Source organism: Pseudomonas sp. TS_SC_3 (genome assembly GCF_056156225.1).
In genome coordinates, this window is sequence record NZ_CM149586.1 from 1,451,456 (window position 1) to 1,477,687 (window position 26,232).

The window sequence follows — 26,232 nt, forward strand, 5'->3', positions numbered from 1 at the left end:
CGTTATTACTGCATTGCTTACCAGACGCGTGGCTTACGCCAGTGCGGCTAGGGCTGTGTTAAAGGTGCTGCTTGGGCGCATGACTTGGCTGGTCAGTTGCGGATTGGCGCGGTAGTAGCCGCCAATGTCCACCGGTTTGCCTTGTACAGCGCTGAGCTCGGCAAGAATAGTTGCCTCGTTCTCTGTCAGGGCTTTGGCCAGCGGAGCAAACTGCGCTTTGAGGTCCATGTCTTCATTTTGTGCTGCCAGTTCCTGTGCCCAATACAGGGCCAGGTAGAAGTGGCTGCCACGGTTATCCAGCTCGCCGGTTTTGCGCGATGGCGACTTGTTGGTATCGAGCAACTTGCCGGTAGCGGCGTCCAGGGTTGTACCCAACAGTTTGGCTTTCGGGTTGTTGGTCTTGATGCCGGTTTCTTCAAGAGAAACTGCCAGCGCGAGGAACTCGCCCAGCGAATCCCAGCGCAGGTGGTTTTCTTCGATCAATTGCTGGACATGCTTGGGTGCAGAACCGCCGGCACCGGTTTCGTACATGCCACCGCCCGCCATCAGTGGAACGATAGAAAGCATTTTTGCCGACGTGCCCAGCTCCATGATCGGGAACAGGTCAGTCAGGTAGTCGCGCAGTACGTTACCGGTGACCGAAATGGTGTCCAGGCCACGAATCAGACGCTCCATGCTTACGCGGATGGCTTCGTTGTAGCCCATCACACGGATATCCAAGCCCCTGAGGTCATGGTCCTGCAGGTAGATTTCAACCTTCTTCTGCAGCTCACGGTCGTGAGCACGCTCAGGGTCAAGCCAGAAAATGGCTGGTGTGTTGGATTGACGTGCACGGGTCACTGCCAGCTTGACCCAATCACGGATCGGCGCATCTTTGGTCTGGCAGGCGCGCCAAATGTCGCCAGCCTCAACCTCATGCTGCATCAGCACAGTGCCATCAGCCAGCACCACGCGCATGCTGCCATCGGCAGTCATTTCGAAGGTTTTATCGTGAGAGCCGTATTCTTCGGCCTTCTGCGCCATGAGGCCAACGTTCGGTACGCTGCCCATGGTGGTTGGGTCGAACGCGCCATTGGTTTTGCAGAAATTGATCATTTCCTGATAAATGCGGGCGTAAGTGCTTTCCGGCATCACCGCTTTGGTGTCCTTGAGCTTGCCATCCTTGCCCCACATCTGCCCGGAGCTGCGGATCATCGCTGGCATCGACGCGTCAACGATCACATCGCTTGGAATGTGCAGGTTGGTGATGCCTTTAACCGAATCAACCATGGCCATTTCTGGGCGGCCGCTGTAGCAGGCATGGATGTCATCAAGGATTTCTTCCTGCTGCGAAGCCGGCAGGGATTTGATCTTGTCGTAGACGCTGCTGATGCCATTGTTCGGGTTGACGCCCAGCTCTTCAAACAGCTTGCCGTATTTGTCGAACACATCCTTGTAGTAAACGCTGACGGCGTGGCCGAAGACGATCGGGTGAGAGACCTTCATCATGGTTGCCTTGACGTGCAAGGACCACATTACGCCGGTTTCCTTGCAGTCCTGCAGGGTCTTCTCGAAGAATTCACGCAGCTTGCGGCAGCTCATAAACATGCTGTCGAAGACTTCGCCTTCCTGGAGTGCGAGCTGCTTCTTGACTTCAACCTTGCCGTCTTTGCCAACAAACTCAATACGCACATCACCGGCCTTGGACATGGTGATGGATTGCTCACTGGAGAAGAAGTCGCCGCCACGCATGTAGTCTGCGTGAGATTGTGACGCCATGCTCCACGCACCCATCGAGTGGGGGTGTTTACGGACGAAGGCTTTGACTGCTGCCGGCGCGCGGCGGTCGGAGTTGCCTTCACGCAGTACCGGGTTTACCGCACTGCCAAGCACCTTGCTGTAACGCGCACGGGCTTCTTTTTCGGCATCCGTTTGCGGGTCTTCAGGAAAATTCGGGATGTTGTAGCCCTGAGCCTGCAGCTCGGCGATGGCCGCTTTGAGCTGCGGTACTGAGGCGCTGATGTTAGGCAGTTTGATGATGTTAGCTTCAGGCGAAGTTGCCAGCACTGCCAGTTTGGCGAGGTCGTCATCGACCTGCTTATCGGCATCCAGTTGGTCAGCAAAACTGGCGAGGATGCGCGCTGCAAGAGAGATGTCGCGGGTTTCGACGGCAATGCCAGCAGAGGCTGCGAAGGCTTCTACAATAGGTAGGAGCGAGTAAGTCGCAAGGGCTGGGGCTTCGTCAGTGAAGGTATAAATGATCTTCGAAGGGGTGGACATTTAGAGTTAACTCTCTTCTTTGCTGAGCGTGCATAAGCACTCGACATGCGCAGGTAAGCGCCGGAGCCCAGTGGTGAGCGGGCCTGAAATCGAGGTCTTGCCGCGGTGATGATGGATGCACCAGTAGAGTGTTGAGCATTTCGAACCGTTGAATCGCTGTAGCAGTTCGACGGGTTCAAGGCGCGAGGCACTTATTTGGGGTGTCTACGCCTTATGACCTGTTGGTCAGGCACGCAGTATATCACTGCGGCAGCGCGTCGCAGAATGCCTTGGCGCATAAGACCAATGAACATATGGTTTCGCCCGATTCAAGTGGGTTACTCTCGGGCGATCTGACGTTTTAACCACAAGACGGAGTCCAGCATGGGATATCAAAAGATCCAGGTGCCAGCAAGCGGTGACAAAATCACTGTCAATGCCGATACATCTCTGAACGTACCGAATAATCCAATCATCCCTTTTATCGAAGGCGATGGCATCGGCGTTGATATCAGTCCGGTGATGATCAAGGTCGTTGATGCTGCCGTCCAAAAAGCCTACGGCGGCCAGCGTAAAATCTCCTGGATGGAGGTTTATGCCGGCGAGAAAGCCACTCAGGTTTACGATCAAGACACATGGTTGCCTCAGGAAACCTTGGACGCGGTCAAAGATTACGTCGTGTCTATCAAAGGCCCACTGACCACGCCTGTTGGCGGCGGTATTCGCTCACTGAACGTTGCACTGCGTCAGCAGCTTGACCTGTACGTTTGTTTGCGGCCCGTGCGCTGGTTTGAGGGTGTGCCGAGCCCGGTGAAGAAGCCCGGTGATGTCGACATGACCATCTTCCGTGAGAACTCCGAAGACATTTATGCCGGTATTGAGTGGAAGGCCGGCTCGCCTGAAGCGAACAAGGTCATCAAGTTCCTCAAAGAGGAAATGGGCGTAACCAAGATTCGCTTCGATCAGGATTGCGGTATCGGCGTTAAGCCGGTATCCAAAGAAGGCACAAAGCGCCTGGCACGTAAAGCGTTGCAGTACGTCGTCGATAACGACCGCGACTCGCTGACCATCGTGCACAAAGGCAATATCATGAAGTTCACCGAAGGTGCCTTCAAAGAGTGGGCCTACGAAATTGCTGCCGAAGAATTCGGTGCGACCCTGCTGGACGGCGGTCCTTGGATGCAGTTCAAGAACCCAAAAAACGGCAAGAATGTCATCGTTAAAGACGCCATCGCCGACGCTATGCTGCAGCAGATTCTGCTGCGCCCGGCCGAGTACGACGTAATCGCCACCCTGAACCTAAACGGCGACTACCTGTCTGACGCCCTGGCAGCTGAAGTCGGTGGTATCGGTATTGCGCCAGGCGCCAACCTGTCCGACACCATTGCCATGTTCGAAGCCACCCACGGTACTGCTCCGAAGTACGCTGGCAAGGACCAGGTGAACCCAGGTTCTTTGATTCTTTCTGCTGAAATGATGCTGCGCCACATGGGCTGGATTGAAGCGGCAGACCTGATCATCAAAGGCACCAACGGCGCTATCTCGGCCAAGACCGTGACCTATGATTTTGAGCGTCTGATGGACGGCGCCAAGCTGCTGTCCTGCTCGGCATTCGGCGACGCACTGATTTCACACATGTAAGTTATCCAGTAACAAAAAAGGCCGGTCAAATGACCGGCCTTTTTTGTGGGCGATTATCCGCTTGTGTGACTATTCAGGCTTCAACCGTTAGGCCTTGACCATGCGTAACCACAGCGGGCGCTTCGCTGGCGACAGTAGCGGCACTGATATTTATAGCGTGGAGTCCTTTGGGGCCCTGGATAATGTCGAAGCTTACCTCCTGACCCGCCTTCAGCGTTTTATAGCCGTCCATTTGGATCGCCGAATAGTGGGCGAACAGGTCCTCATCTCGACCGTCAGCCAGGATGAACCCATAGCCTTTGGCGTTGTTGAACCACTTGACCTTACCGCTAACCATGCTGATATCCCTCTGCAAAGGACTCCATCACTGGAGTATCATCCAACTCAATTCCACGGCTTGCTGTTTACTAGCTGTACAGGCCGTGGAGCCCTTGATACCCGCACAGGGTATTCATTGTTTGTAACACCGTTTTGCCGATAGTCAAGGCAATGCTGTAAGTGGCTGAGAAGCCGTTCAAACTCTGTCTCGCACAGACTATTCGCCCATCAACGAAGCTATTCAGCATGCATGCACGTAGCCAGATTCGACTAACATTCAATCAGGGTGGTCCCGCAGAGCATGAGGACGACTCCTTTGGCGTGGCTGTTCAAGAGTCCAAGCCTGCTTTGCAGGCGCCGCCTATGTACAAAGTAATCCTGTTTAACGATGACTACACGCCCATGGATTTCGTGGTCGAGGTACTCGAGGCTTTTTTCAGCCTGAATCGAGAACAGGCAACCAAAATTATGCTGGCCGTTCATACAGAAGGACAGGCAGTGTGTGGTGTGTTTACCCGCGACATTGCTGAAACCAAAGCAACACAGGTGAATCAATACGCGAGAGAGAGCCAGCATCCGCTACTCTGTGAAATAGAGAAGGACGGTTAACGCCGGCCACTTGGGCATGAGGTGAAGCTATGTTAAATCGAGAGCTCGAAGTCACCCTCAATCTGGCTTTCAAGGAGGCTCGTACCAAGCGTCATGAATTCATGACGGTTGAACACTTGTTACTGGCCCTCTTAGATAACGAGGCCGCCGCCAGCGTATTGCGAGCGTGCGCAGCCAACCTAGACAAGCTGCGTAATGACCTGCAGGAGTTTATCGACTCCACCACGCCGCTGATCCCCCATAATGATGAAGAGCGCGAGACGCAGCCAACGCTTGGTTTTCAGCGTGTATTGCAGCGCGCGGTTTTTCATGTACAGAGTTCTGGCAAACGTGAAGTGACGGGCGCCAACGTCCTCGTTGCGATTTTTAGCGAGCAGGAAAGCCAAGCAGTATTTTTGCTGAAGCAGCAAAGCGTCGCGCGCATTGATGTGGTTAATTTCATTGCTCACGGCATTTCTAAGGTTCCAGGCCACGGCGGTCATGCTGAAGCCGAGCAGGAAAATCAGGACGAAGAAGGGGGGGAGTCCACTAGCTCCAGCAATCCTTTAGATGCTTATGCCAGTAACCTGAATGAGTTGGCCCGTCAGGGTCGTATCGATCCGCTGGTTGGGCGTGAGTTTGAGGTGGAGCGCGTGGCGCAGATCCTGGCGCGCCGGCGTAAAAACAATCCGCTGCTGGTTGGTGAAGCTGGCGTCGGTAAAACGGCCATCGCAGAAGGTTTGGCGAAACGTATTGTCGACAACCAAGTGCCTGATCTTCTGGCGGACAGCGTGGTCTACTCGCTTGATCTCGGCGCACTGCTGGCCGGCACCAAATACCGCGGTGACTTTGAGAAGCGCTTGAAGGCGCTGCTCAATGAGCTGCGTAAGCGCCCGCACGCCATTTTGTTTATTGATGAAATCCACACCATCATTGGCGCTGGCGCGGCCTCTGGCGGCGTGATGGATGCATCGAATCTTCTCAAACCTATGTTGTCATCAGGGGAGATTCGTTGCATAGGCTCAACCACGTTCCAAGAGTTCCGCGGTATTTTCGAGAAAGACCGTGCGCTAGCGCGGCGCTTTCAGAAGGTTGATGTGGTCGAGCCGTCCGTTGAAGACACCATTGGCATTTTGCGCGGCCTGAAAAGCCGTTTCGAGCAGCATCACAGCATTGAATATAGCGATGAAGCATTGCGCGCCGCTGCCGAGCTGGCTTCGCGCTATATCAATGACCGCCACATGCCGGATAAGGCTATTGATGTAATCGATGAGGCCGGTGCTTATCAGCGCTTGCAGCCGCTTGAAAAACGCCTGACACGCATTGACGTCGCACAGGTCGAAGACATCGTGGCGAAGATTGCCCGTATTCCGCCAAAACACGTCAGCAGCTCCGACAAAGAACTGCTGCGCAATCTTGAGCGCGACCTCAAGCTCACGGTGTTTGGTCAGGATGCTGCAATTGACTCGCTATCGACCGCGATCAAGCTGTCACGCGCAGGGCTCAAGGCGCCTGACAAGCCGGTAGGCTCCTTCCTGTTTGCCGGCCCTACGGGTGTTGGCAAAACAGAAGCCGCCCGTCAGTTGGCCAAGGCAATGGGTGTTGAGCTGGTTCGTTTCGACATGTCTGAGTACATGGAGCGCCACACAGTGTCGCGCCTGATCGGTGCACCACCGGGCTATGTTGGCTTTGACCAAGGGGGTCTACTAACCGAGGCTATTACGAAAACGCCGCACTGCGTATTGCTGCTCGATGAAATCGAAAAGGCTCACCCGGAAGTCTTTAACCTGCTGCTGCAGGTCATGGATCACGGCACCCTGACCGATAACAACGGCCGCAAGGCGGACTTCCGCAACGTGATCGTGATCATGACCACCAACGCTGGTGCCGAAACTGCGGCGCGGGCATCCATTGGCTTTACCCATCAGGACCACTCGTCTGATGCCATGGAAGTGATCAAGAAGAGCTTCACGCCGGAGTTCCGCAACCGCCTGGATACCATTATCCAGTTCGGCCGCCTGAGCCATGAAGTGATCAAAAGCATTGTCGACAAGTTCCTCACCGAACTGCAGGCGCAGCTTGAGGATAAGCGCGTCACACTGGAAGTCAGCGATGCCGCGCGAAGCTGGTTGGCGGAAAGCGGTTACGACGTGCAGATGGGGGCTCGGCCGATGGCGCGCTTGATCCAAGATAAGATCAAGCGGCCGCTGGCAGAAGAAATTCTGTTTGGCGAGCTGGCTGATCATGGTGGTGTAGTGCATATCGATATCGAAAATGGTGAATTGACTTTCGACTTCGAAACCGCGGCGGAAATGGCCTAGCGCAGTTTTACTGCGCGCACAAAAACGCCCGGCAATGCCGGGCGTTTTTACTGGAGCTTGGTGTAACAGATGCTAGGAAACGAAGTTTCGCTGGCCTGTTAACGGGCGCGGTAAGTAATGCGGCCCTTGCTCAAGTCATAAGGCGTAAGTTCAACGCGAACTTTGTCGCCAGTCAGAATGCGGATGTAATTTTTGCGCATCTTTCCGGAGATGTGCGCAGTAACGACGTGCCCATTTTCCAACTCCACACGAAACATGGTGTTGGGCAGGGTGTCGACGACAGTGCCTTCCATTTCGAAGCTGTCTTCTTTCGACATGCAGTAAAGCCCTCGGTATCCAATGAATGGCCCGGTGCAACTGGCGCCAGGCAAAAGCGGCGTGCATTGTGCCCGAAATTTGCTGTTTGCGCCAAGGGCTTCAGTCAAGACAGCTCCAACGCTGATTGATGAACAGTTCTATCGGTCGGTATTGAGTCTTGTAACTCATCTTGCGACAGCTCTTGATCCAGTAGCCAAGGTAGACCGCATGCAGACCCAGACGCTGCGCTTCAGCAATTTGCCAGAGGATGGCAAAGCGCCCGAGGCTGCGCCGTTCCTCGCTTGGCTCATAAAAGGTGTAAACCGCCGATAACCCATTGGGCAGAACGTCCGTTACGGCAATTGCCAGCAGGCGGTTGTCATCGCGGAACTCATAAAAGCGCGAAAAAGCCAGATCGCGCACCAGAAATGTCGAAAATTGCTCACGGCTTGGCGGATACATATCGCCGTCGGCATGGCGCTGTTCGATGTAGCGCACGTACAGCGCGTAATATTCTTCGGTGAATGCTGGGCGCACCAAACGCACCTGGATGTCTTGGTTACGTTTTAGTATTCGACGCTGTTGGCGGCTTGGGCTGAACTGTGCAGCAGGTATACGCGCTGGAAGACAGGCCGAACAGCGCTGGCAATGAGGGCGGTAGAGGTGGTCGCCGCTGCGGCGGAAACCCATTTCCGAAAGCTCAGCGTAAACATCCGCATCCATAGGCTGGCTGGGGTCGAGGAACAGGGTTGTAGCCTGCTCGTCGGGCAGATAGCTGCAAGGGTGCGGTTGAGTGGCATAAAACTTCAGGCGGGCCAGCTCAGTCATGATCGACTCTCGTGATCGGTCTTGAATGCAGTGTAAGCCAGGCGCTTCAACTCGCCTAGGCGGTCCACTCGGCCTGGCTAGGCTGATCAAGGTGATTGCTCAGGTAGCGGGCAAACTCCGTGCGCGAAATTGTCTCAGCCCCAAGGCTGAGCAGGTGCTCAGTTGGCATTTGGCAATCGATCAAGACAAATCCCCAGTTCCGCAAATGCTCAACCAGAGTGGCAAACCCCACTTTGGATGCATTATCCGCACGGCTAAACATCGATTCACCAAAGAACAGCTGCCCCATCGCCAGACCGTAAAGGCCGCCGACCAGCTGGCTTTCGTGCCAAACCTCAACCGAATGAGCGATACCCCGCCGATGCAGCTCAAGGTAGGCCTCCTGCATGGGGCTGGTAATCCAGGTTTGCGCTTCATAGCGGCGCGGCTCGGAGCAGGCGCGAATGACATCGGCAAACGCCTGGTCAGAGGTCACTCGATACTGGCCCTTGCGTAGCACCTTGGCGAGGCTGCGCGAGATGTGCAGCTTGTCAGGTCGCAGTACGGTGCGTGGGTCTGGCGACCACCAGAGAATCGGCTGGCCATCCTGAAACCACGGAAAGCAGCCGTGCCGATAAGCCTCAATCAAGCGCTCAGGGCTTAAATCGCCGCCCGCCGCCAGCAGGCCATTAGGCTCGCGAAGGGCTTTATTAAGAGGGGGGAAAGCCAGCGAGTCGCGTTGCAGCCACGTGAGCATGTGCAAGGCCGTATCAGGACGGTGAGAAGGATAGGGCGGGCCACCGGCTCGCCCTGTTAGGACTCAGTTGTCGTCGAGGAATTTCTCGACATCCAGCGCAGCCATGCAGCCTGCACCCGCGGAGGTAATGGCTTGGCGGTAAACATGGTCGGCCACGTCGCCTGCGGCAAATACACCGCCAATGCTAGTGGCAGTCGCATTACCTTCATTGCCGCCTTTGATCAGCAGGTAGCCGTCGCGCATTTCCAGTTGACCCTGGAACAGTTCGGTATTGGGCTTGTGCCCGATCGCAATAAATACCCCTGCCAGCGGCAGGTCTTTGCTCTCGCCACTTTGAGTGTCTTTCAGGCGAGCACCGGTAACACCGCTGTTGTCGCCGAGTACTTCTTCCAACGCATGGTTCCAGTGCAAGACCACATTGCCATTGGCGGCCTTCTCGAACAGCTTGTCTTGAAGGATTTTCTCTGCACGAAGCTTGTCGCGGCGATGCACCAAGTGAACTTCCTTGGCGATATTCGACAGATACAGAGCCTCTTCGACAGCGGTATTACCGCCACCGATCACTGCAACAACCTGGTTGCGATAGAAAAAGCCATCGCACGTGGCGCAGGCTGAAACACCCTTGCCGGCAAAGGCCTCTTCCGAAGGCAGGCCCAGATACTGCGCCGATGCCCCGGTGGCGATGATCAGGGCGTCGCAGGTGTACGTGCCACTGTCACCTTTGAGTGTGAAAGGGCGCGACTGCAACTCTGCCGTGTGGATATGGTCGTAAACAATCTCGGTATCAAAACGCTCTGCATGTTTCTGCATGCGCTCCATCAATGCGGGGCCGGTCAGACCCTCCACATCACCTGGCCAGTTATCCACTTCAGTCGTGGTTGTCAGCTGACCGCCGGGTTGAATGCCGGTAATGATTACAGGCTTGAGGTTGGCGCGGGCAGCGTATACGGCAGCGCTATAACCGGCAGGGCCGGAGCCCAGGATGATCAAGCGTGAATGCTTGACTTCGCTCATAAAAACACCTCATAAGCCTTTGTCACAAAAGAGAATGCATGCTCCAATTGAGCCGCACGGAAGATATTGGCCGATATGCTACACCGAAGCAGACAAAGAGCGGGAGTCAACCGCTGACGCCTGCGTAAGCGAATGTGCCGAGCCTGGCATCACTTGGCTAAACCCGTACAATTGCTACATATTTTGTTGTTAATCAATTATTCGGCGCCCTTGGCGCAGGAACAGATGCGTTTTGAAGAAATCTAGCCCAACCGCACAAGTCCCTCTCTGGCGTCAGCAGCTGCCCTTTCGTTTGAAAGAAGGCGCGCTAATTGGCTTAGGCGCACTCTGCCTGTATTTGTGGATGGCTTTGCTTACCTACGACCCAGTCGATCCAGGTTGGACCCACACCAGCAACGTGGCGCAAGTACAGAACGCCGCTGGCCGGGCCGGCGCTTGGTTTGCCGATATTTTATTTATGGCGCTCGGCTACTTCGCCTATCTATTCCCGTTACTGCTGGGTGTTAAAACCCTACAGGTGTTTCGTGGACGACATCAGCCCTGGCAGTGGAGCGGTTGGCTGTTCTCGTGGCGGTTGATTGGCCTGATCTTTTTGGTTTTGTCCGGCGCTGCGCTGGCGTATATCCATTTTCAGGCTGGTGCCAGCATGCCAGCCTCTGCCGGCGGTGCGCTGGGTGAAAGCCTGGGGCAGCTCGCGATCACGGCGCTAAACGTACAGGGCAGCACGCTTTTATTAATCGCACTGTTTCTTTTTGGCTTGACCGTCTTCACCGACCTCTCCTGGTTCAAGGTGATGGACCTGACCGGGAAGATCACCCTTGATTTAATCGAGTTGATTCAGGGGCTAGCCAACCGCTGGTGGAACGCGCGGGCTGAGCGCAAGCAGTTGGTGGCTCAGTTGCGTGAGGTGGATGAGCGCGTCAGTGAAGTGTCCACACCGATTGCCCTGGATCGGCGCGAGCAGGCCAAAGTCAAAGAGCGCCTGATTGCGCGTGAAGAATCGCTAAGCAAGCACATGAGTGAGCGGGTTAATCGCCCGGCACCGGTGATCGCGCAGCCCGCAATGCCCCAAGCGCCTGAGCCGAGTAAGCGTGTACTCAAAGAAAAGCAGGTCAATTTGTTCGAAGACAATGGCCTGGCCGGTAGTTTGCCGCCGATTTCAATCCTCGATGTGGCGGAAAAGGTCCAAAAGAAATACTCGCCCGAATACTTGGAAGCCATGTCGCGACTGCTCGAGATCAAGCTCAAGGAGTTTGGTGTTGAAGTTATCGTTGAATCCGTTCATCCAGGCCCGGTTATTACACGCTTTGAGATTCAGCCGGCGGCCGGTATCAAGGTCAGCCGTATTTCTGGCTTGGCCAAAGACCTGGCGCGCTCGATGGCGATCATCAGCGTGCGAGTGGTGGAAGTGATTCCGGGTAAAACCACTGTTGGCATTGAAATCCCCAACGAAGATCGGCAGATCGTGCGCTTCTCTGAAGTGTTGTCGTCGCCTGAGTACGATGAGGCCAAGTCGCCCGTCACTCTAGCGCTCGGGCATGACATCGGCGGCAAGCCGGTGATCACCGATCTGGCGAAGATGCCCCACCTGCTGGTGGCCGGTACCACTGGCTCGGGTAAGTCGGTCGGGGTTAACGCGATGATTCTCTCGATCCTATTCAAGTCCACGCCAGAAGAGGCGCGCTTGATCATGATCGACCCGAAAATGCTCGAGCTGTCGATCTACGAAGGTATTCCGCACCTGTTGTGCCCGGTGGTCACGGACATGAAGGAGGCCGCTAATGCCTTGCGCTGGTCGGTAGCGGAGATGGAACGCCGCTACAAGCTGATGTCGAAGATGGGGGTGCGTAACCTGGCCGGCTTCAACCGCAAGGTGAATGACGCCATCGAGGCCGGTGAGCCGCTGTCCGACCCGCTGTATAAACGCGAGAGCATGCAGGACGAGGCGCCACTGCTGAAACCACTCCCCACTATCGTGGTGGTGGTTGATGAATTTGCCGACATGATGATGATTGTCGGCAAGAAAGTTGAAGAGCTGATAGCACGCATTGCGCAAAAGGCCCGTGCCGCAGGTATTCACCTGATTCTTGCGACCCAACGCCCCTCGGTGGATGTCATCACCGGTTTGATCAAAGCCAACATCCCTACGCGTATGGCGTTTCAGGTTTCGAGCAAGATCGACTCACGAACCATTCTCGACCAGGGCGGCGCTGAACAGCTGCTGGGTCACGGCGACATGCTCTACATGCCGCCAGGCACCAGTCTGCCGATCCGGGTACACGGCGCCTTTGTTTCTGATGAAGAAGTTCATCGTGTGGTTGAAGCCTGGAAGCAGCGCGGCACACCTGACTATATCGATGACATCCTCAACGGCGCTGAAGAGGCGGGTAGCGGCTTCGAGGGCGGCAGCGGCGAGGGCGGCGGTGAGGGCAGTGAATCCGACGCGCTTTATGACGAAGCCGTCAACTTCGTGTTGGAAAGCCGTCGCGCTTCTATTTCTGCGGTACAGCGCAAGCTTAAGATTGGTTATAACCGCGCCGCGCGGATGATCGAGGCCATGGAGATGGCCGGCGTAGTGACGTCAATGAACACCAATGGATCTCGCGAGGTCATAGCACCGAGCCCCGTTCGCGATTAATACCCAGCCCTAACTGATGAGGAGTCCCATGCGCCTGATTCGCATGCTGTTGCTGACCGTACTGAGCTTTACCAGCGCTGCCGCCATGGCTGACGATGAGGTTGCTGTGCAGCGCTTGACCGAGCTACTTAACCAGGCGCAAACGATTACCGCCCGGTTTTCCCAGCTAACCCTCGATGGCAGTGGTACTCAGCTGCAAGAAACGGCGGGTGAGCTTGTACTCAAGCGTCCTGGGTTGTTCCGCTGGCACACCGACGCACCGATGGAGCAGCTGCTTGTCTCTAACGGTGAGAAAGTGTGGTTGTATGACCCCGATCTGCAGCAAGTAACCATCCAGACCCTTGACCAGCGCTTGACCCACACCCCAGCGCTGTTGCTCTCCGGGGATGTGTCGAAGATTCGTGAGAACTTCGAGATCAGCCACAAGGAAGCGGGCAACGTCGTCGACTTTATCCTCAAACCGAAATCCAAGGACACCTTATTTGACAGCCTGCGTTTGTCGTTTCGCAACAAAGTTCTCAACGACATGCAGTTGATCGACAGCATTGGTCAGCGCACCAATATCCTGTTTCTCAATGTGAAGATGAACGAGCCGCAAGATAATGCACAGTTCATCTTCGAGATTCCGGCTGGCGCGGACGTGATTCAAGAGTAAGTACCCACCAGCAAGAGGCGTTAAACCGCAGCCATGAATCTGTTTCGCAAAGCCCCCGTTGCTCAACCCCTGGCCGCGCGTTTACGTGCAGCCAGCCTGGACGAGTATGTCGGCCAGGAACATTTGCTGGCACGGGGCAAACCCCTGCGTGAAGCGCTGGAGCAAGGCGCGCTGCATTCGATGATCTTCTGGGGCCCGCCTGGTGTGGGTAAAACCACCTTGGCGCGGTTGTTGGCCCAGGTATCCGACGCGCATTTCGAGACGATTTCAGCGGTATTGTCCGGGGTGAAGGAAATTCGCCAGGCCGTGGAAGTGGCGCAGCAGCATGCCGCGCAATACGGCCGGCAGACCATTCTGTTTGTTGATGAAGTGCATCGCTTCAATAAGTCGCAGCAGGACGCTTTCCTACCCTACGTGGAAGACGGCACGCTGATCTTTATCGGCGCCACCACGGAAAACCCCTCGTTCGAACTGAACAACGCTTTGCTTTCACGGGCGCGCGTGTATGTGCTGAAAAGCCTCGATGAGAACGCCCTGCGCAAGCTGGTCGATCGCGCTTTGAGCGATCCTAAGGGCCTGGGCGATCGTCAGCTCAGCCTGCCGGAAGACAGCTTTAAGATTCTCCAGGCCGCCGCGGATGGCGATGGCCGGCGTTTACTCAACTTTCTGGAAAACGCCGCTGATTTGGCTGAAGACGGCAGCGAGATCGGCAGTGAGCTTTTGCTCAACCTGCTGGGTGATACCCGCCGGCGCTTTGACAAAGGCGGCGAAGCCTTTTACGACCAAATATCGGCGCTGCATAAATCCGTGCGCGGCTCCAGCCCGAATGGCGCGCTGTACTGGTTTGCGCGCATGCTCGATGGCGGCTGTGACCCGTTGTATATCGCCCGGCGCGTGGTGCGTATGGCCAGTGAAGACATCGGTAATGCCGACCCACGCGCGCTGACCCTGTGCCTCAATGCCTGGGATGTGCAGGAGCGTCTGGGCAGCCCCGAGGGCGAGTTGGCCGTGGCCCAGGCGATTGTCTACCTAGCCTGCGCGCCGAAAAGTAATGCCGTGTACAACGCTTTTAACGCCGCTAAGCGCGATGCCGCCGAGTATGGGTCGCAAGAAGTGCCGCTACACCTGCGCAATGCGCCAACCAAACTGATGAAAGAGTTGGGCTATGGCGACGAGTACCGTTATGCCCACGATGAACCCGATGCCTATGCGGCGGGGGAGGATTACTTTCCCGAGAGTTTCGAGCCGCGCGAGTATTACCAACCCGTGCCGCGTGGCCTTGAGCTGAAAATTCGCGACAAGTTGCAGCACCTACAAAACCAAGACCGCAACAGCCCTCGCCAGCGGAGAAAACCATGATTCGCGTGGCCATGGCAGTTGCGCTCGGTGGTGCGCTGGGCTCGGTGCTGCGTTTTCTGACTGCCAGCTGGCTGGTGGCGCAGTGGCCTCGGCATTTCTACTTGGGCACGTTCACCGTCAATATCGTCGGTTGCCTGTTAATCGGCCTGTTGTCCGGCCTGTTTCTGCTGCGCAGCGATCTGCCAATCGAGTTACGTAGCGGCCTGATCATCGGCTTGCTCGGCGGTTTCACTACTTTTTCATCGTTCAGTCTTGAACTGCTCAAGCTGTTTGAAAGTGGCCGCCACAATGAAGCCTTCGCCTACCTGCTATGCAGCGTGGTCGGCGGTGTGCTCGCTGTCTGGGGCGGTTTTGCCCTGGCGCGCCTCTATCAGTAACCACACTGGCTGCGCGCGGTGTGGCACCCAACCCTGTTAAAGCCTTAAACTGCGCCGCATTGCGCGCCATGGCTGCGGCCATGAAAACCCTTGTGATGTGTTGAGACCAGAACATGCTTGATTCCAAACTCGTTCGTACCCAGCTCCATGAAGTGGCCGAGCGCCTGGCCACCCGTGGTTTTGTCCTTGATGTTGCCCGCTTCGAAGCGCTCGAAGCCCAGCGCAAAACTGTGCAGACCCGCACTGAGCAACTGCAGGCTGAACGCAACAGCCGCTCCAAATCCATTGGCCAAGCCAAGCAGCGCGGAGAAGACATCGCACCGCTACTGGCGGAAGTGGACCAGATGGGCAGCGATCTGGAGGCTGGCAAGCGCGAGCTCGATACCATTCAGAGCGAACTCGACATCCTGCTGCTGAATATCCCTAACCTGCCGCATGAGTCAGTACCGGTTGGCGCCGACGAAGACGGCAACGTTGAAGTGTCGCGCTGGGGCACGCCGCGCAGTTTTGATTTCCCGATTCAGGATCACGTTGCCCTTGGCGAGCAGCACGGCTGGCTGGATTTCGAGACCGCCGCCAAACTCTCCGGCGCACGCTTTGCCCTGTTGCGTGGCCCTATCGCCCGCCTGCACCGCGCCCTGGCACAATTTATGATCAACCTGCACACCAGCGAGCACGGCTACGAAGAAGCCTACACGCCGTATTTGGTACAGGCTCCGGCACTGCAGGGTACCGGCCAGCTGCCCAAGTTCGAAGAAGATCTATTCAAGATCAGCCGCGAAGGCGAAGCCGATCTGTACCTGATCCCGACAGCCGAAGTGTCGCTGACCAATATCGTCGCAGGCGAAATCCTTGATCCGAAACAGCTGCCACTGAAGCTTGTTGCACATACCCCGTGCTTTCGCAGTGAAGCGGGCGCCTCCGGCCGTGATACCCGTGGGATGATCCGCCAGCACCAGTTCGACAAGGTTGAGATGGTGCAAATTGTCGAGCCGAGCCAGTCCTTTGACGCGCTGGAGAGCCTCACCGGCAACGCCGAGCGCGTGCTGCAGCTGCTAGAGCTGCCGTACCGCAAATTGGCGCTGTGCACCGGCGACATGGGCTTTGGTGCGGTTAAAACCTACGACCTTGAAGTTTGGGTGCCGAGCCAGGACAAATACCGCGAAATTTCCTCGTGCTCCAACTGCGGCGACTTCCAGGCGCGCCGCATGCAGGCGCGCTACCGCAATCCGGAAACCGGTAAACCAGAGCTGCTGCACACCCTCAATGGGTCCGGCCTGGCAGTCGGTCGCACCCTGGTAGCTGTGTTGGAGAACTACCAGCAGGCTGATGGCAGCATCCGCGTGCCGGACGTGCTGAAGCCCTATATGGGCGGTATCGAAGTTATCGGCTAAGCCGGCTTCAGTTACCTGCGACGGGGCGGCCAGTGCCGCCCCGTTTTGTTTACCCGATTGAGAGCGTACGTGATGGATTTTCTGCCCCTGTTCCACAAACTGCAGGATCGCCTGGTACTGGTGGTCGGTGGCGGCGAAGTCGCCGTGCGCAAGGCGCGCTTACTCAGTGATGCCGGTGCCAAATTGCGGGTGGTGGCCCCTGATATCCGTGATGAATTGCGCGAAATGGCTGCAGCTAACCAGGGCGAGGTATTGCTGCGCGATTATCAGTCGGTCGACCTGCAAGGGGTAACGCTGATCATTGCTGCGACGGATGACGAGCCGCTGAATGCGCAAATCTCAGCCGAAGCTCAAGCCTTGGGCATCCCCGTCAATGTGGTGGATGCGCCGAAACTGTGCAGCGTGATCTTCCCGGCCATCGTCGACCGCTCGCCGTTAATTGTGGCGATTACCAGCGGCGGTGATGCACCGGTTCTGGCACGGCTGATCCGCGCCAAAATCGAAACCTGGATTCCTGCAACCTATGGCCAATTAGCGGGCTTGGCCAAGCGCTTTCGCGCTCAGGTCAAAGGGTTGTTCCCTGATGTGCAGCAGCGCCGCGTGTTTTGGGAAGATGTGTTTCAGGGGCAGGTGGCTGAAAGCGTGTTCGCGGGCAAGCTGCAAGAAGGTCAACGCTTGCTTGAAGATAAAATTGCCGGGATTGCCCCGCGTGCATTGGGCGAGGTGTATCTGGTCGGTGCCGGGCCGGGCGATCCAGACCTATTGACCTTCCGCGCGTTGCGCCTGATGCAGCAGGCCGATGTGGTGCTCTATGACCGCCTAGTGGCCCCGGCGATTATCGAGCTGTGCCGCCGCGATGCAGAGCGTATCTATGTCGGTAAGCAGCGCGCTGAGCATGCCGTGCCGCAGGATCAGATCAATCAGCGCCTCGTTGCACTGGCTAAAGAAGGTAAGCGTGTGCTGCGCCTGAAGGGCGGCGATCCGTTTATTTTTGGCCGCGGCGGTGAAGAAATCGAAGAACTGGCCGCTCACGGCATTCCATTTCAGGTGGTGCCTGGCATCACCGCCGCTTCTGGCTGCGCCGCTTATGCCGGCATTCCCTTAACCCACCGCGATCATGCGCAGTCCGTGCGTTTTGTAACCGGGCATCTGAAGGACGGCAGCAGCAATTTGCCGTGGGACGAACTCACTTCATCCAGCCAAACCCTGGTGTTCTACATGGGGCTGGTGGGGCTGCCGATGATTTGTCAGCAGCTGATCGCCCACGGGCGTGCCGCGACAACACCGGCGGCGCTGATTCAGCAGGGCACCACACAGAACCAGCGGGTGTTTACCGGCACATTGGCCAACCTGGCTGAGTTGGTGGCTGAGCATGAAGTGCGTGCGCCAACCCTGGTGATTGTTGGCGGTGTGGTGCAGTTACGCGAAAAACTCGCGTGGTTTGAAGACGCCGCTCAACGCGACTGAGTGGTGGTAGCTGCCCTGCGCCCCAGCTTTGGCCAGGGCGTGCTTAGCCTTGGTAGATACCTTTGCCTGGCAGGCGCTCACGGTCGTGCGGCCGATCCAAGTTTAAACGTGGCCCTGCGGGGATTATCCCCGTTGGGTTAATCGCGGCGTGGCTGGCGTAGTAATGATTTTTGATGTGGGTGAAGTCAACAGTCTCAGCAACACCTGGCCATTGATACAGCTCACGCAGCCAGTTGGATAAATTAGGGTAGTCCTCCAGCCGCTGCAGGTTGCACTTGAAGTGGCCGTAGTAGACCGCATCGAAGCGAATCAGGGTGGTGAACAAGCGTATATCGGCTTCAGTCAGGTACTCACCAGCCAGGTAACGACGGTTGCCTAGGCGAGAGTCTAGGCTATCGAGGGCCTGAAACAGCTCATCAAACGCCTCTTCATAAGCTGCCTGGCGCGTGGCGAAGCCGGCACGGTAAACCCCATTGTTTACGGCGGTGTAGATGCGCTCATTCAGGGTATCGATCTGTTGGCGCAGGTGCTCAGGGTAAAAATCCAGGTGATTACCGGTTAGCGTATTGAAGGCGCCATTGAACATCCGAATGATGTCGGCAGATTCATTACTGACGATACGTTCGCGCTGTGTGTCCCACAGCAGGGGCACCGTGACCCGGCCGCTGTATTGCGCATCGTCGGCGGTGTAACGCTGATGCAGGTATGTCAGGTTGTTTAAAGCATCGCCGCTGGCCCCCTGAGCTGTGTCGAAAGTCCAGCCTTGGTCGCGCATTAACCAGCTGACAACCGAAACCCCGATCACCGGCTGCAGGCTTTTGAGCGCGCGCATGATCAGCGTACGGTGCGCCCAAGGGCAGGCAAGTGAAACATACAGGTGGTAGCGGCCTGATTCGGCAATAAAACCACCTTCGCCGCTGGGGCCGGCTGCACCGTTGTGGGTGATCCAGTGTCGGCGTTGCGCGTCTTCACGCTGAAAGTGACCGGTGTCACCGGTGTCGTACCATTTATCTCGCCATTTTCCGTCTACTAGCAGGCCCATAAAACTGGCTCCTTCACGTGTGAGGGTTCAGTCTAACGACCTGCACAGCCTGGATAAGTGCAAAAAGACGCATCAACCTATTGGTCAATCCGATACGTTCCGTCCACCCCAGCAGCGCTCAGCTTCTGCAAAAGCGGCATCACGGCTGTGGCCCAGCCCGCGTAACGCCAGAGCCATGGAGCTAATTACGGCCAGTTGCCCGTAATCATCGGCCACCTCGCCGCGCCAAAACGCAAGCAGATGAGCGGGCTCAAGCGCGTCGGGTTTGACGTGACGCAACGCTGAGCGTGCTGGCCACTCTTCATCCCAGTTCTCACCATTCGCGGTGCCATATAGGTGGCTGGCAGCGTCCGGATTGATCTCGATTTCACCGCCTTCGCCCTTGATCACGATGGCGGTATCCCCCAGCAACTGGCTGGCCTCACGGTGCACAGCCTGATACCCGGGGTGGAAAATGCTCTGCAGGCCGCAACGCGCCGCCAGTGGATTGAGGATGCGTGCCAGTGAGTGGATTGGCGAGCGCAGGCCGAGGATGTTGCGAAGATCAATCATCCGCTGTAACGGCGGCATCCAGTCGCCCAAAGGAAAAAACGCCAGTTGCTGTTGGTTGAGTGCGTGCTCAACATCGACCCACGTACGGCATAGCGGGATGCTCAGTGTTTCAAGTAACTGTTCGCTGTACAGGCGCCCGGTCGTGTGCGGGCCGCCGCCATGCAGCAAGATGCGAATACCGCTATTGGCCAATGCCTTGGCTGCCAGCAAAAACCACGGCAGGTGACGTTTTTTGCCGGCATAGCTTGGCCAGTCCAGGTCTACCGGGATTGCCGGTGCCTGCAATCGCTCGCGCACCGCTTGCGCAAAGCCGGCCATTTCTTCGGCGCTCTCTTCTTTGTGCCGCAGCAACATCAGAAACGCGCCCAGCTGACTTTCCTCGGTCAAACCATCAAGGAGCATGCCCATCGCTGCGCGGGCTTCTTCGCGGGTCAGATTGCGCGCGCCACGCTTACCTTTGCCAAGGATGCGCACAAATTGCGCGAAGGGATGTTCCGGCGGGGGCACGAGGTTCATAGGCAATTGCTCGGCTTGGGCAGGCCCGCCAGCTTGGCGGCGAGTTTGGCGGGAGCGCCATTGAACAGGCGATTGAGATGCAGGCTATTGCCTTTCTCAGGGCCAATCTTCAGGGCAATAAATTTGATCAACGGGCGGTTGGCTGGCGACAACTGAAACTCGTCGTAAAAACTGCGCACCAGCCAGAGAATTTCCCAGTGCTCAGCGCTCAGGCTGATGCCTTCACTTTGCGCAAGAACCTGCGCGGTAGCTTCGGACCAATCGGCCAGGTTGAGCAGATAACCGTCCTTGTCCAGCGCCAGGCTGCGGTCATCAACATTCAGCGTGGTCATAGCCAGGTGTTTACCTTGTCGTATTGGCAGCTGAGTGCAACAAAACCTGGGTAATCCACCAGGTTCAGGCGTGCAGGCCAGTCAAGGGCGCGGGCCTGCACATCCTCATCGAGGGCATACAGCGCAATGGCTTCTGGCATTAGCTCAAGCGCCTGGCGCTGAGCGCTGCCCGCCTGCAATGCGTATACCGCGTCACCGCACAGCAGCAAGCCGTCCTGGCTGCCGAGTAGGCGCAGGCAAGTGCTTAGCCGGCTGTCGGTAAAGGGGGAGTGCGAGAGTACGTGTAAGGTAGCCATCAGAGCGTAATCACCTGGTCGTAGCGGTCAATCAGCGCGCGGAGTTGAGCATCGTTCAGTCGCTCGGTCACGAGGCTGCTGGGCTGCCCTTGGAGGCCGCGTTCGTCAAGGCTGCGCTGTGAAACATAGAGCGCCTCCACGCCAAACATTGGCAATGCTTGCAGGTTGGCGCTGAGGTCCTTCTGCTGCAGCGTGGCAGGCTGTTGTGCGGCGTTCAGTTGAAACACGCCATCATCGAGAAACAGCATGCCAATCGGCAGGTCAAAGGCGCCGCCGGCCAGAGCGATGTCCAGTGCTTCCCGCGCACCAGGGCCGGCCCAGGGAGCTTGGCGGCTGATTATCAGCAGTGACTTAGCCACCTCAAGGCCCTCCGAAACACACTAAACGATCGGCTAGCTGCGCAGCCTCATGCAACTGACCAAGCCCGGAAAGTGCCCAGGGCGCATCAAGGTTGGCTGCTGAGCGCGAATAGCGCTGCGCCTCATCGGCATCCAGCACACCGCGGCGCAACGCGGCGGCAATACACACCACGCCGTCTAACTGATGCGCCTGCACAAGTCCACGCCACTCGTGGGGCAGGTCAACTTCATCCTGCGCGACAACCACATTGCTCGACGCGCTGTGCACCCCATCTTGATAGAAGAACACACGCACAATTTCATGGCCGTCCGCCAATGCAGCTTGCGCAAAGCGTAAGGCACGGCGCGATGAGGGCGCGTGGGGCGGGGATAGGAGGGCGATAGCGAACTTCATAGCAAACCCGGTAAGCCGATTTGCCGGAATGATAAAGCCTGAGCTGCCAAGATGCGCGCAGCAGGTATAAAAAATGACCGTGAGTTATTTTGGGTATCGCGCAGAGGCGGCCCGTAGAGTACCTGCGACATATGGCACGCATAAAAAAGCCCGCCGAAGCGGGCTTTTCGCAGCAGTACACTCAGTCGTTGCTGCCCATGATGCCGAAAATCTGCAGCAGGCTGATGAACAGGTTGTAGATCGATACATACAGGCTAATGGTTGCCATGATGTAGTTGCGCTCGCCGCCATGAATAATGGCGCTGGTTTGGAACAGGATGCAAGCCGAGGAGAACAGGACGAAGCCCGCGCTAATGGCGAGTTGCAGGCCACTGATCTGAAAGAAGAAGCCAGCAACCATCGCACCCAGCAACACAAAGAAGCCTGCAGTGATAAAACCACTGAGGAAGCTCATGTCTTTACGGGTGGTCAGCACATAGGCCGACAAGCCGCAGAAAACCAATGCAGTCATGGCGAAAGCTGAGCTGACGACTTCAGCACCGTTGGCCATGCCCATGTAGCGGTTGAGGATCGGACCAAGGGTGTAGCCCATGAAACCTGTCAGCGCGAGGGTCGATACCAGGCCCCAGGCCGTATTACGCAGCTTGGCCGTAAGGAAAAACAGCCCGTAAAAGCCAATCAGCACCACGAAAATATTCGGGTAAGGCACGTTGGCGCGCTGCGCGAGGTAGGCCACCAAGCCGCTGAACGCCAGCGTAATGGCCAGTAGGCCATAGGTATTACGCAAAACGCGGCTAACTTCCTGCTGCTCAACCTGGCTATGGTCAAGTGCATAATTGTGTTCGTTCATGGCGACACTCCTGTAATTGCTGATGGTTCTGTGACCAAGATCAGGGTCGATCATAGCAGAGGCCGATAAAGTGCCAACACGTAGAGTTTGACAGCGTGTTGCGTTCGGGTAATATGCTGCCCGCAATCGCAGTAAGCGCTACAGGCGGTTTGGTTAAACAGTCTACAGCGTGAAAAAAGAACCTCAGCAGGTTCGAGTTCTGAAGAGTTGCTGCAGTACGCATCACGGAAGTAACGGGAAATTGGCAGAGTGGTTGAATGCACCGGTCTTGAAAACCGGCGAACGTTAATAGCGTTCCCAGGGTTCGAATCCCTGGTTTCCCGCCGAGAATTATTGAAAGGGCTAGGTGAAAACCTAGCCCTTTTTTCATGCGCTTATTTTTTTCCCGCTTTTGTGCACTTTTTCCGTACGCTGCGACAGCACTTTCCCGCAGCTTGCTAGCTCAAAGTGGCCTTCTGACCCTGATGTTCGAGGTGCGGGTAGATGGTGTAGCGGCCTGTTAGATAGAAGCGACGGTGGCACACCCCGATGATCAGCATCGTCTGCACACGTTTATTGGCGTTTGCATTTTGACGCTTATGCGGCGTGCTGGGATTTAGTACACTTTTTGACATTCCAACCAAGTCCGCAATCCTTAGCGGCTGACGTAAGCCGGGGTGATGCATGATCAGGGTGCTCGTTGTTGATGACCATGACCTGGTACGTACCGGTATTTCTCGCATGCTGTCAGACATCGACGGTTTGCAGGTAGTGGGTCAAGCCGAATCAGGCGAAGAATCCCTGCAGAAAGCCCGCGAGCTTAAGCCCGATGTTGTTTTAATGGACATTAAGATGCCGGGTATTGGCGGTCTTGAGGCCACGCGCAAGCTAATTCGCAGCCATCCAGCCCTTAAGGTGGTTGCTGTAACAGCCTGCGAAGAAGATCCGTTTCCTACACGCTTGCTGCAAGCCGGCGCGGCCGGCTACCTAACCAAAGGCGCGGCGCTGGAAGAGATGGTTAGGGCCATTCGCATGGTGTTCAACGGGCAACGCTACATAAGCCCACAGATTGCCCAGCAGCTCGCGCTCAAGTCATTCCAGCCGCAGAGCAGTAATTCGCCTTTCGATCTGCTGTCCGAGCGCGAAATACAGATCGCCTTGATGATTGCGGGCTGCCAGAAGGTGCAGTCGATTTCAGACAAGTTGTGCCTGTCGCCGAAAACCGTGAACACCTACCGTTATCGCATCTTTGAAAAACTTTCGATCTCCAGCGATGTTGAGCTGGCCCTGCTGGCTGTGCGCCACGGCATGATTGATGCCAGCAACTGACGACAGCCCCGTGACTTTCGACTCAAGCGCATTCCTCTCCACCTGCAGTGGTCGTCCTGGCGTTTACCGCATGTTCGATGCGGAGGCCAAACTGCTTTATGTGGGCAAGGCTAAAAACCTCAAAAAGCGTCTGGCCAGTTACTTCAGACAAACCGGACTGGCTCCTAAAACAGCCGCGCTGGTGGCCAAGATCGCGCAGATCGAAACCACCATTACTGCCAACGAGACAGAGGCGCTGCTGCTTGAGCAGACGCTCATCAAGGAATGGCGTCCGCCCTACAATATTCTGCTGCGCGACGATAAGTCCTACCCCTACGTGCTGCTTTCTGACGGTGCGTTCCCGCGGCTGGGCATTCATCGCGGCGCAAAAAAACTCAAAGGCCGCTACTTCGGTCCTTATCCCAGTGCCGGGGCTATTCGTGAAAGCCTCAACCTGCTGCAAAAGACCTTTCTGGTGCGGCAGTGCGAAGACAGTTTCTATAAGAACCGCACGCGACCCTGCCTGCAGTATCAAATCAAGCGCTGCAAAGCCCCGTGTGTCGGCCTGGTTGATCCAGCTGAATACGCCGATGACGTTCGTCATTCGGTCATGTTTCTAGAAGGCCGCAGCAATGCCCTGACCGATGAGTTGTCCAGCGGTATGCAGGCCGCCGCCATGGCACTCGACTTCGAGCGTGCTGCCGCGCTGCGTGATCAGATATCGCTGCTGCGCCGGGTGCAGGATCAGCAGAGCATGGAGGGTGGTACGGGGGATGTGGACGTTGTTGCGGCCATGGTCAACCCTGGCGGTGCATGCGTGCACCTGATCAGCGTGCGCGGTGGTCGCGTGCTCGGCAGCAAGAACTTCTTCCCGCAGGTCGCCATCGAAGAGGAGAGCAGTGGCGTATTGCTGGCTTTCCTGGCGCAGTATTACTTGAGCAGTCAAGAGCGCGACCTGCCGAGCGAGCTGATCGTCAATGCGCAGCACGAAGATTTCCCCACGCTGATCGCCGCTATTGATGAACTGCGCGGTCGTGAACTGAGCATCAGCTACCGCGTGCGTGGCACTCGTGCCCGCTGGCAGCAGCTTGCCGTAACCAATGCCGAGCAGGCCCTGGCGGCGCGCCTGGCTAATCGGCAGCACGTTGCCGCACGCTTTGATGCCCTAGCTCAGGCGCTGGATATGGATGAGGTGCCGCAACGACTTGAGTGTTTCGATATCAGCCATTCCAGCGGCGAAGCAACCGTGGCCTCTTGCGTGGTATTCGGCCCGGAAGGCCCGCTCAAGTCTGATTATCGGCGTTACAACATCGAGGGCATAACGCCAGGCGATGATTACGCCGCCATGCATCAAGCGCTGATGCGGCGCTTCAGTAAGATCAAGGATGGCGAAGGCAAACTGCCGGATATTCTGCTGGTCGACGGCGGTAAAGGTCAGTTGGCCATGGCCCGCGAAGTACTTGACGAGCTGGCGGTGCCAGACCTGATTTTGCTCGGTGTGGCCAAGGGGGCGACCCGTAAGCCTGGCCTGGAAACCTTGTATCTAAATGACGCTGCGCATGAATTCACCCTGCCGGGTAATTCGCCGGCCTTGCATTTAATTCAGCAGATCCGCGATGAGTCGCACCGCTTCGCCATTACTGGGCACCGTGCCCGCCGTGGCAAAACTCGCCGTACCTCAACGCTTGAGGAGGTCGCGGGCGTCGGCCCCAAACGCCGCCGCGAACTGCTCAATCACTTCGGCGGGCTGCAAGAACTGTCGCGCGCCAGCATCGAAGAAATCGCCAAAGCACCTGGCATTAGTAAAAAACTCGCTGAGTTGATTTATGCAGCCCTGCACAGTGAGTAGAATGCCGGCTCTCTTTACCGCCAAGTTGTGTCGATGAATATCCCCAACCTGCTTACCGTTCTCCGTGTCTTACTGATACCGGTTTTTATTCTGATGTTCTATCTGCCCTTTAGCTGGAGCTATTGGGCGGCCAGTGCAGTGTTCTCAATTGCCGCTGCCACTGATTGGTTGGACGGTTACCTCGCCCGGCGCTGGGAGCAGAGCACGCCTTTTGGCGCATTCCTCGATCCTGTTGCCGATAAACTGATGGTGGCTGTTGCTCTGGTATTGTTGGTGGACGAGCACTCCAACCTCTGGCTGACCTTGTCTGCCGCAATCATCATCGGTCGTGAGATCGTGGTGTCTGCTTTGCGCGAATGGATGGCAGAACTTGGCGCCCGCGCACACGTTGCAGTATCAAAACTGGCTAAGTGGAAAACCGCTGCACAAATGGTTGCCCTGGTGGTTTTGTTGGCTAATCCGCCGACTTTTACCGCTTGGGTCGTATTTGGCTATGCGTTGTTGATCATCGCCGCGGTGCTTACCTTGTGGTCGATGGTGCAGTACCTGCTAGCTGCATGGCCGCACCTGCGGATTACTGCCGAAAAGAAATAAACTTTTTTGAATCAAGGGGTTGACGGACAGCGCTGAAGATATAGAATGCAGCCCGTCAGTACGACAAGCGGGAATAGCTCAGTTGGTAGAGCACGACCTTGCCAAGGTCGGGGTCGCGAGTTCGAGTCTCGTTTCCCGCTCCATATTCAGTAGTTCGTTTGTACGAGCTACGCAGATTTAAGGCTGAGTAGCAGAGTGGTTATGCACCGGATTGCAAATCCGTGAACGCCGGTTCGATTCCGACCTCAGCCTCCAAATAGAAAAGCCTCGTAGGTCAATGATTTACGAGG

At 56.6% G+C, this 26,232-nt stretch carries 25 protein-coding genes and 3 tRNA genes; 15 read left to right on the forward strand and 13 right to left on the reverse strand.

Annotation, left to right across the window (positions count from 1 at the left end; genetic code table 11):
• Positions 1 to 33: 33 nt before the first annotated feature.
• Positions 34 to 2,259: an NADP-dependent isocitrate dehydrogenase gene (locus tag AC0J6G_RS07105; RefSeq protein WP_475252589.1), complete on the reverse strand. Its 2,226-nt coding sequence runs from the start codon at positions 2,257 to 2,259 to the stop codon at positions 34 to 36.
• Between the two features lie 363 nt (positions 2,260 to 2,622).
• Between AC0J6G_RS07105 and icd the strand changes: the two genes are divergently transcribed.
• Positions 2,623 to 3,879, forward strand: a complete 1,257-nt coding sequence (gene icd, locus AC0J6G_RS07110; protein WP_475252591.1) for an NADP-dependent isocitrate dehydrogenase — start codon at positions 2,623 to 2,625, stop codon at positions 3,877 to 3,879.
• A 73-nt stretch (positions 3,880 to 3,952) separates the two neighbouring features.
• Here icd and cspD read toward each other — a convergent pair whose 3' ends face one another.
• Positions 3,953 to 4,216: a cold shock domain-containing protein CspD gene (cspD, locus tag AC0J6G_RS07115; RefSeq protein WP_475252593.1), complete on the reverse strand. Its 264-nt coding sequence runs from the start codon at positions 4,214 to 4,216 to the stop codon at positions 3,953 to 3,955.
• A gap of 227 nt (positions 4,217 to 4,443) precedes the next feature.
• Here cspD and clpS point away from each other — a divergent pair, with 227 nt between their 5' ends.
• The gene (clpS, locus tag AC0J6G_RS07120; protein ID WP_475252595.1) at positions 4,444 to 4,806 is read left to right on the forward strand and encodes an ATP-dependent Clp protease adapter ClpS; all 363 of its coding nucleotides are present in this window, start codon (positions 4,444 to 4,446) and stop codon (positions 4,804 to 4,806) included.
• A 29-nt stretch (positions 4,807 to 4,835) separates the two neighbouring features.
• Entirely contained in the window at positions 4,836 to 7,106 is a 2,271-nt protein-coding gene (gene clpA, locus AC0J6G_RS07125; RefSeq protein WP_475252597.1) for an ATP-dependent Clp protease ATP-binding subunit ClpA, read from the forward strand.
• A 98-nt stretch (positions 7,107 to 7,204) separates the two neighbouring features.
• Here clpA and infA read toward each other — a convergent pair whose 3' ends face one another.
• The 4 genes from infA to trxB all read right to left on the reverse strand — a co-directional run bounded on the left by infA (position 7,205) and on the right by trxB (position 9,981).
• Complete coding sequence (gene infA / locus AC0J6G_RS07130) at positions 7,205 to 7,423, reverse strand: translation initiation factor IF-1 (protein WP_002553999.1); 219 nt, start codon at positions 7,421 to 7,423, stop codon at positions 7,205 to 7,207.
• Between the two features lie 100 nt (positions 7,424 to 7,523).
• On the reverse strand, positions 7,524 to 8,231 hold the full coding sequence (locus AC0J6G_RS07135) for an arginyltransferase (RefSeq protein ID WP_475252599.1): 708 nt from the start codon (positions 8,229 to 8,231) through the stop codon (positions 7,524 to 7,526).
• Between the two features lie 55 nt (positions 8,232 to 8,286).
• Entirely contained in the window at positions 8,287 to 8,967 is a 681-nt protein-coding gene (gene aat / locus AC0J6G_RS07140; RefSeq protein WP_475252601.1) for a leucyl/phenylalanyl-tRNA--protein transferase, read from the reverse strand.
• A gap of 63 nt (positions 8,968 to 9,030) precedes the next feature.
• Positions 9,031 to 9,981 (reverse strand): thioredoxin-disulfide reductase, encoded by a 951-nt coding sequence (trxB, locus tag AC0J6G_RS07145; protein ID WP_475252603.1) that lies wholly within the window; start codon positions 9,979 to 9,981, stop codon positions 9,031 to 9,033.
• 232 nt (positions 9,982 to 10,213) lie between these two features.
• On the opposite strand from trxB, the gene ftsK reads away from it, so the two are divergent.
• The 6 genes from ftsK (at position 10,214) to cysG (ending at position 17,871) form a co-directional block, all read left to right on the forward strand.
• Positions 10,214 to 12,619: a DNA translocase FtsK gene (ftsK, locus tag AC0J6G_RS07150; RefSeq protein ID WP_475252605.1), complete on the forward strand. Its 2,406-nt coding sequence runs from the start codon at positions 10,214 to 10,216 to the stop codon at positions 12,617 to 12,619.
• Between the two features lie 28 nt (positions 12,620 to 12,647).
• Positions 12,648 to 13,274, forward strand: a complete 627-nt coding sequence (gene lolA / locus AC0J6G_RS07155; protein ID WP_475252607.1) for an outer membrane lipoprotein periplasmic chaperone LolA — start codon at positions 12,648 to 12,650, stop codon at positions 13,272 to 13,274.
• A 33-nt stretch (positions 13,275 to 13,307) separates the two neighbouring features.
• Positions 13,308 to 14,633: a replication-associated recombination protein A gene (locus tag AC0J6G_RS07160; RefSeq protein WP_475252609.1), complete on the forward strand. Its 1,326-nt coding sequence runs from the start codon at positions 13,308 to 13,310 to the stop codon at positions 14,631 to 14,633.
• The gene (gene crcB / locus AC0J6G_RS07165) at positions 14,630 to 15,010 is read left to right on the forward strand and encodes a fluoride efflux transporter CrcB (protein WP_475252611.1); all 381 of its coding nucleotides are present in this window, start codon (positions 14,630 to 14,632) and stop codon (positions 15,008 to 15,010) included. Before AC0J6G_RS07160 ends, crcB begins: the two co-directional genes overlap by 4 nt.
• A 113-nt stretch (positions 15,011 to 15,123) precedes the next feature.
• Positions 15,124 to 16,404, forward strand: a complete 1,281-nt coding sequence (serS, locus tag AC0J6G_RS07170; RefSeq protein WP_475252613.1) for a serine--tRNA ligase — start codon at positions 15,124 to 15,126, stop codon at positions 16,402 to 16,404.
• Between the two features lie 72 nt (positions 16,405 to 16,476).
• Positions 16,477 to 17,871 (forward strand): siroheme synthase CysG, encoded by a 1,395-nt coding sequence (gene cysG / locus AC0J6G_RS07175; protein ID WP_475252615.1) that lies wholly within the window; start codon positions 16,477 to 16,479, stop codon positions 17,869 to 17,871.
• 43 nt (positions 17,872 to 17,914) lie between these two features.
• On the opposite strand, the gene AC0J6G_RS07180 is transcribed toward cysG, so the two are convergent.
• From AC0J6G_RS07180 to AC0J6G_RS07210, 7 genes are all read right to left on the reverse strand, one after another.
• Positions 17,915 to 18,913 (reverse strand): glutathione S-transferase family protein, encoded by a 999-nt coding sequence (locus AC0J6G_RS07180; RefSeq protein ID WP_475252617.1) that lies wholly within the window; start codon positions 18,911 to 18,913, stop codon positions 17,915 to 17,917.
• A gap of 84 nt (positions 18,914 to 18,997) precedes the next feature.
• The gene (locus AC0J6G_RS07185; RefSeq protein WP_475252619.1) at positions 18,998 to 19,981 is read right to left on the reverse strand and encodes a glycosyl transferase family protein; all 984 of its coding nucleotides are present in this window, start codon (positions 19,979 to 19,981) and stop codon (positions 18,998 to 19,000) included.
• Positions 19,978 to 20,313: a TusE/DsrC/DsvC family sulfur relay protein gene (locus AC0J6G_RS07190; RefSeq protein ID WP_475252621.1), complete on the reverse strand. Its 336-nt coding sequence runs from the start codon at positions 20,311 to 20,313 to the stop codon at positions 19,978 to 19,980. Before AC0J6G_RS07190 ends, AC0J6G_RS07185 begins: the two co-directional genes overlap by 4 nt.
• Positions 20,310 to 20,609: a sulfurtransferase complex subunit TusB gene (gene tusB, locus AC0J6G_RS07195; RefSeq protein ID WP_475252623.1), complete on the reverse strand. Its 300-nt coding sequence runs from the start codon at positions 20,607 to 20,609 to the stop codon at positions 20,310 to 20,312. Before tusB ends, AC0J6G_RS07190 begins: the two co-directional genes overlap by 4 nt.
• Complete coding sequence (tusC, locus tag AC0J6G_RS07200) at positions 20,609 to 20,968, reverse strand: sulfurtransferase complex subunit TusC (protein WP_475252625.1); 360 nt, start codon at positions 20,966 to 20,968, stop codon at positions 20,609 to 20,611. The genes tusB and tusC overlap by 1 nt, the downstream gene beginning before the upstream one ends.
• Position 20,969: 1 nt before the next feature.
• The gene (gene tusD / locus AC0J6G_RS07205; protein WP_475252627.1) at positions 20,970 to 21,362 is read right to left on the reverse strand and encodes a sulfurtransferase complex subunit TusD; all 393 of its coding nucleotides are present in this window, start codon (positions 21,360 to 21,362) and stop codon (positions 20,970 to 20,972) included.
• Positions 21,363 to 21,543: 181 nt separating this feature from the next.
• Positions 21,544 to 22,212, reverse strand: coding sequence for a Bax inhibitor-1/YccA family protein (locus AC0J6G_RS07210; protein WP_475252629.1), 669 nt, complete (start codon positions 22,210 to 22,212; stop codon positions 21,544 to 21,546).
• 235 nt (positions 22,213 to 22,447) lie between these two features.
• Between AC0J6G_RS07210 and AC0J6G_RS07215 the strand changes: the two genes are divergently transcribed.
• From AC0J6G_RS07215 to AC0J6G_RS07240, 6 genes are all read left to right on the forward strand, one after another.
• A tRNA-Ser gene (locus AC0J6G_RS07215) sits at positions 22,448 to 22,535 on the forward strand.
• Positions 22,536 to 22,875: 340 nt separating this feature from the next.
• Positions 22,876 to 23,520, forward strand: coding sequence for a response regulator transcription factor GacA (gene gacA / locus AC0J6G_RS07220; protein WP_475252631.1), 645 nt, complete (start codon positions 22,876 to 22,878; stop codon positions 23,518 to 23,520).
• On the forward strand, positions 23,507 to 25,348 hold the full coding sequence (gene uvrC, locus AC0J6G_RS07225) for an excinuclease ABC subunit UvrC (RefSeq protein ID WP_475252633.1): 1,842 nt from the start codon (positions 23,507 to 23,509) through the stop codon (positions 25,346 to 25,348). Before gacA ends, uvrC begins: the two co-directional genes overlap by 14 nt.
• A 33-nt stretch (positions 25,349 to 25,381) precedes the next feature.
• The gene (gene pgsA, locus AC0J6G_RS07230) at positions 25,382 to 25,942 is read left to right on the forward strand and encodes a CDP-diacylglycerol--glycerol-3-phosphate 3-phosphatidyltransferase (RefSeq protein WP_475252635.1); all 561 of its coding nucleotides are present in this window, start codon (positions 25,382 to 25,384) and stop codon (positions 25,940 to 25,942) included.
• Between the two features lie 67 nt (positions 25,943 to 26,009).
• Positions 26,010 to 26,085 (forward strand) — tRNA-Gly (locus AC0J6G_RS07235).
• 38 nt (positions 26,086 to 26,123) lie between these two features.
• Positions 26,124 to 26,197, forward strand: a tRNA-Cys gene (locus tag AC0J6G_RS07240).
• Positions 26,198 to 26,232: the final 35 nt, after the last annotated feature.